The following is a 5,717-nucleotide window of genomic DNA, read 5'->3' as shown; positions in this document are numbered from 1 at the left end:
TAAAGGTATAAATGAGGTTAGCTGTACCATCTTCGGTAACAGAAGCAGGAGATACAGCCAGAGCAATGCGCGTATCATCATTAAGAATGGTTCCCGTTACTGGTGTTGTAGTACCGATCGTGTATCCAGTCCCATTAGCTAAAGTCAAAATAACAGTCTCATTGGGTTCAACCGTTGTATCGCCTGTTGGGTTAACGGTAACCGTCGTGGTGCTAGAGTTAGCCAACATTTAATGAATTGGTATTACTCTTGCTCCAGCAACAGCTAACGCAAGCTTATGTTGCCAAAGGGTATTTCACTTCTTTTGTCATTTTTGAATATCAAGACAGTAATGGAACGGTAATCTTTAAAGCGCTCGAGGGTAGTGGAAAACTAGACATAGAAGCGACTGGATTACGGGATCGCTATGTTGAACGTCAATTGCATCGTTTTGTTAGCACACCCCTTAATCTCGACCGTTTGCAAGAAGGACTGACTCTGTTGCGTACCAATCCTCTTATTAAAGACCTCAATGCTACTGTTAACCCTGGAGACAATATCACGGAAAAAGTGATCGGAGTGAACGCGATCGCTAATCCCGCCTGGGAAATCGGCGTGGAAGGTTCTAATGATGAAAATCCGATTGTTGGTGCGTGGGGAGTTCGAGGCTTTATTTATAACAATAATGTGGCGGGGGGCGGAGAACAATTCCGAACCGAGTATAAAGTTACGGAAGGATTGAATCGTTGGTTAGTCGGTGTGACGATGCCAATTAGTTTAACCAACAGCAAAGTTGAACTAACTTACCAGCAATCAGACTCTCGGATTATTGATGGTTTTTTTGAAGACTTTGACATTCGCAATCATAATTCGGTAGTTTCAGTGAGCTTTTCACAACCAATCTGGCAAAAAATTAATGAGACGTTAGATTTTAGTGTTGGCGTAGACCACCGAGAAAGTCAGAGTTTTATTCTAAAAGACGAGTTATTTACCGATATTCGCCTTCTGGCCATCCGCCTTAACCAGACTTATATCAATCGTTCTCCAAATACCTTAATCATAGGACTGTCACAATTTAGCATCGGTAGCTCCAATCAAAATATCGATGCCACCTTCTTCCATTGGCAAGGACAAGCTCAAGTTCTATGGAATTTTGGAATCGGAGAATTGTACTCACGTCTGGCTTTGCAACTATCACCTCATACTTTACCCAATATCGAGCAATGTGCAATTGGTGGTCGCAACGGCAATGAATTTGTCTTCGGCAATATGGTTAGAGGCTATACCACCAATATCAGAACGGGTGATAATTGTCTGGCCCTTACGCTAGAAGTTCGATTTCCCGTTTATCGCTCTCAATTGCTCCAACTCTCGGTTTTTCCATTTGTCGATGTAGGGACAGTTTGGAATAATAGTGGCGGTTCTTTAAGTCCTCAAACCTTAATCGGAACAGGAATAGGTGGTCGCTTAACTGTCGGAGAATATCTGTTTGTTCAGACCAACTATGGATTTCCTTTAACTGATTCAGAAAATCCATTTGAGGGACAATTTAAACAAGCCTTTTCAGTTTTAATACAAGGAAAAATCAGATTTTAGGGTTGTAACTTACCGTCTTGCTCTAAAACTTGTTGACAATTTAAAAACCGTACTGAACCATTCGCCAGTTTTTCACTTTTAACAACTTGTCCAAGAGGAATTAAATCAGCGAAAGTGTAACTATGACCTGGCAGGTTAAAAGATCGTTGGGTTAGCCCTTGACCCGATTGGGTTAGACGCTGGGCATAATCATAACAAGTTTTTAGAGCAATCTCTTCGAGGGAAATTTGAATTGGTAACTTGACCTCAGACGGATTTAAAAGATAGGGAGTTGTATTAATATTAACAACCCCATCGATTCCCAGTTGAGAACTAGCGGTAATTTGACTATTTAAAGATGAAAGGAACACTTGAGTATTTAGCGTTATCTTTCCGCCGTTTCCAGCAAGTGCATCAGCTTGAATTTTACTGCTATCAAATATTCCAGTTAAGTGAGTGTCAATCCCAATATTACCGCCATTTCCGTATCCCTTCGCCGTAGTTGAAATAGAAGAGTTATTTAATAGAGACAGATTGTCAGTGGTGAGGACAAGATTTCCACCATTTCCCGATTCGGTTGTGCCAGTAATTCTTCCATGCTGTAGTGCGATCGTGGTTGCATTAATTTCTAAGTTTCCTGCGTTACCCGTTCCATCATTTTTTACAGTAATATTTCCACCTTCAGCAAGACTCAAAAAAGGTGTATTAATCAAGATGTTGCCTCCATTTCCCGTTAACGCTTCAAGGCCAGGGAGTCGAAAAATATTGCGGGCTGTGTCATCCGTATTATTAGCTCCTGAGACAATGCCACTGGTAATAACAGAATTTGGGATGGTTCCCCTAACTGTGATCGAGTCTTGGGCATTAATAGTAATCCTTCCCGCTTCTCCAAAAGCATAGGTTGATGAATCAATTGCAGCCCCATTTAAAAGCGTCAATGTTGCGGTATTAACGGTGATATTGCCAGCTTTCCCCGTATTTCCTGTACTTGAAGCGATGCCACTGGGAAATAAGAGGGTGGGTTCAAACCCAGAGAGTATAACCGACTGTGTAGCATCAATTGTAATATTGCCACTGTCTCCAGAGCCGATGGTTGCAGTTAAGAGTCCTCCCCCTTCTTTGGCGATTAATTGTGAGGTTTGGATGTTAATGTCGCCTGAATTCCCATTAAAAATAGTAACGGTTGTAATATTACTGGTTGCTCCTGTTTGTGCTGCAAAAGGAGATGAACCAATAATTTCAATCGATTTGGCAATATTGAGAGTAATATCCCCAGCATCAAAACGATTAAAAGAGACGGATTGAACAACTCCTCCTTGCTCTAAAGTTAGGGCTGGTGAATCAATCACAATTTGATGAGAGGGCCCTTCAAAAACCAGACCATTCAAGGTAATTGGGGGAGCAGACTGGGTTCTAATCCCTCCTTGAATAGATGCTTGTTGGGAGGCTCCTTGAATTTGAACTGATTCTGAGGCTTTAAGTGTAATGACCCCCGATTGTAGAGGAATAATATTTTGGTTAAAAAGAATAGAGCCTCGGTCGATATTAATTTGTCTTCCTAATATTTGAATATTGCCGCTCCCTAATCCAGAACTATCTAAAACTGATTGCTCAGTAAGATAGATATCTTGATTCAATAAAGCATTAATAGGTGCAATAAAAAAAGATTTGGGATCAAGTGAAACTTCTCCATTAGAGAACCCACCTAAAACAATTTGACCGCCATTACTTCGGATAATTCCTCCTTGAGAGACAACATTACCCCCCAGTAAAGCTAGAGTTTTCTCAGGCCTCACCTGTAATCCTAATCCCTTAAAATCCCTAAAATAGAAAAAATCTTTAATCGTAAAGTTATGTCCATCTCCTAAAACTGTAATATTGCCAGGAGTTGCCCCAAAGTCGAGTCCAATCGGAACATTAATACTTAAAATAGGTTTAGCAGTCGATGAAGTTTGATATTGCAGTCCATCGGAAAATTTAATCGAATGAGCCGTACTAAAAACGACTGAACCGCCAATATCTAAAATGGCATTTTTTCCAAGAATAATTCCATTAGGATTGAGGAAGAAAAAATTAGCAGCACCATTAGTGCGAATGATTCCATCTATATTTGAGATAGAAGTACCAGTTACTCTTGTAAAAATGTTTTGAAGAGTTGTTGAATTAAGAAACTGGACAACTTGACCATTAATGACTGAAAAATCCTTGAAGCTATGAAAAAGATTATTTTTAGCTTCTGTACCGCCTTGAATGAGAATTATATTTTGCTCCTGCCTAATTACAGAAGGATTGGGTAAGGTTTGATCGGGCGTAATTTGAGCGTGGACAGCTTTCCCGACTAAATTAGACATCAATAAACTTATAATAAGGAGAGGTTTCATCATAAAATTAAGCTGAAAAAGTAAAAAATTTTTCGATTTGATCGCAGGCATCTTTTACGCCATTTTCTTGAGTAATGATTTCTTTAATGTGTTGAGCTTGGTTTTGAAAGGCTGGATACTGTAGCAATTCATTTAAACCCAAATAAATACTCTCATCATTAACTAATGTAAGCATTTTTCCCAGGTGTAGTTGTTCAACTCGATTGGCATTGTCGTATTGATCTTGTCCAAATGGAACAACCAGCATCGGTTTTCCTGCTTTGATGGCTTGTGCCGTTGTCCCTATTCCCCCTTGATGTACGATCGCTTTAGCATGAGGGAAAAGTAAAAAGTGAGCAGCATAATCAACTGTGATAATGTTTTGGCTGAGTAGCTCGTGAGGGATATTTTCAAGATTATTGCCAACTAATAAAATGGCGCGTTCTCCCAGTTTCTGAGTAGCTTTTGCTGCATGGCGATAAAAGTTTCCTGCATGATAGATAGCACTAGATCCCAAAGTAAAAATAATTGGGGGAGAACCTTGAGCGAGAAACTTAACTAACTGCTCTGATAGATAAGCATCATAGGGTTCATAGAAAACAAAGCCTGTCAGATGATTGAAGGCTCCCCAATCAGGCTGAGGCGGTGCAAAAATCGATGAAAAGAGACTTAAATTTAACTCAGGTGAACGTTGTCCCCAGAAAAAGGGATCTTTGACTGGTGATAATCCTAACTCTTGGCGGAACGCTTGTAAGGGTTGACTCCAGGAACGGCTTTGATTTTTTAAAAAGGCGATTATGAGACGATTTAACCAGACGGGGAAAGATTCTAAATTGAGTTTCGGATTAAAAAGCGGGGGATCATGGGCTGATAGTAAACTAATGGGGGATAGGATTGTAGAAATCCAGGGAATCTCTTGTTTTTGAGCAATTAAAGGTGCAGCAAAGGTAAAAGGATGAGAGATCAATAAATCTGCTTGTACGACAACTTTTTCTAAATCACTATAGGCTTCTTTTAGTCTAGCCATTAAAATCTCACAGACTAGATATCGTAGACCTTTGGAGGAGAAAATTTTTTGAACTAATTCTTGTTCAGAACCGAAATCAAGCGGTTCAGGCTGAACGTGGGTAAAGAGAATGTTTTGAGCTTCAACAAAGGGCTGATGAGTACGATTTGCTGCAATAATTGGCTTGTGACCTCGTTTTTTTAATTCAAGAGCAATCGCTAGATAGGGAAAAAGATCCCCTAAAGAACCAAACGTATTGATAACAATTTTTTTACTCATAATGATTCGTTAACAGGATAAATCCCGCCCAAGAGAAAGGTCTTAACTCATTTGAATCTTGATTGATTGCTTGTATTTGTGCCTGCCGAAGCGATTCAGAAAAATCATAAGGGGTTTGCTGCAAGTGCCGATAGAACTCGATCATAAACTCAACCGTACTTTGATCGGATACCGCCCATAGCGAACCCATTGTATTATCGATCCCCGTGCGAAACCCAATCCCAGTTAGACCCAAAACAGCCGCAGGATTACCAGTCGCTGTATCGCAGGCGGATAAGTTCAAAAAGGTGATCCGACTGCTGCGCTGCTGTAACAACTGCTCAAATTCTAATAGGGTAATTTCTTGAGTTCCCAGGGTTAGCCGACTTTGCTCGACATTGCGCTCTAGCTGATTGCGTGTCGCTAGATGCAGTACATCGTAAGGCGTTTGTAATCGAGATTGAAGGCTTGATTTGGATAATTGATACCAAGTTGCGAATTGTAGCGTAAAATTAAATAGAAAGAAGAAAAGGAAGATC

The 5,717-nt window shown here is 40.2% G+C and carries 4 protein-coding genes and 1 pseudogene; 1 reads left to right on the top strand and 4 read right to left on the bottom strand.

The genetic code is table 11. The features are described from left to right. A pseudogene (locus CFPU101_RS24915) lies at positions 1 to 223 on the bottom strand (hypothetical protein); the annotation flags it as partial. 26 nt (positions 224 to 249) lie between these two features. On the opposite strand from CFPU101_RS24915, the gene CFPU101_RS24910 reads away from it, so the two are divergent. Next, positions 250 to 1,575, top strand: coding sequence for a ShlB/FhaC/HecB family hemolysin secretion/activation protein (locus tag CFPU101_RS24910; protein ID WP_206818539.1), 1,326 nt, complete (start codon positions 250 to 252; stop codon positions 1,573 to 1,575). Here the strand turns inward: CFPU101_RS24910 and CFPU101_RS24905 are convergent. The 3 genes from CFPU101_RS24905 to CFPU101_RS24895 form a co-directional block, all read right to left on the bottom strand. Then, positions 1,572 to 3,938 (bottom strand): filamentous hemagglutinin N-terminal domain-containing protein, encoded by a 2,367-nt coding sequence (locus tag CFPU101_RS24905; protein WP_206818538.1) that lies wholly within the window; start codon positions 3,936 to 3,938, stop codon positions 1,572 to 1,574. The two genes, CFPU101_RS24910 and CFPU101_RS24905, sit on opposite strands and share 4 nt — an antisense overlap. A 4-nt stretch (positions 3,939 to 3,942) precedes the next feature. Beyond that, positions 3,943 to 5,199, bottom strand: coding sequence for a glycosyltransferase (locus CFPU101_RS24900; protein ID WP_206818537.1), 1,257 nt, complete (start codon positions 5,197 to 5,199; stop codon positions 3,943 to 3,945). Beyond that, positions 5,192 to 5,717: CHAT domain-containing protein (locus CFPU101_RS24895; RefSeq protein ID WP_206818536.1), on the bottom strand; the 526-nt coding region annotated here is incomplete at its 5' end. The genes CFPU101_RS24900 and CFPU101_RS24895, both read right to left, overlap by 8 nt.

This window comes from Chroococcus sp. FPU101 (assembly GCF_017312365.1).
In the GTDB taxonomy this organism is placed as follows: Bacteria; Cyanobacteriota; Cyanobacteriia; order Cyanobacteriales; family Microcystaceae; genus Chroococcus.
Note: the sequence above shows the minus strand (reverse complement) of the source record. Positions and strands in the feature narration are given on the sequence as shown.

Bases quoted from the DNA above. Each gene is read 5' to 3' on its own strand.
- CFPU101_RS24900 (WP_206818537.1), bottom strand. From the start codon at position 5,199: ATGAGTAAAAAAATTGTTATCAATACGTTTGGTTCTTTAGGGGATCTT.
- CFPU101_RS24905 (WP_206818538.1), bottom strand. From the start codon at position 3,938: ATGATGAAACCTCTCCTTATTATAAGTTTATTGATGTCTAATTTAGTC.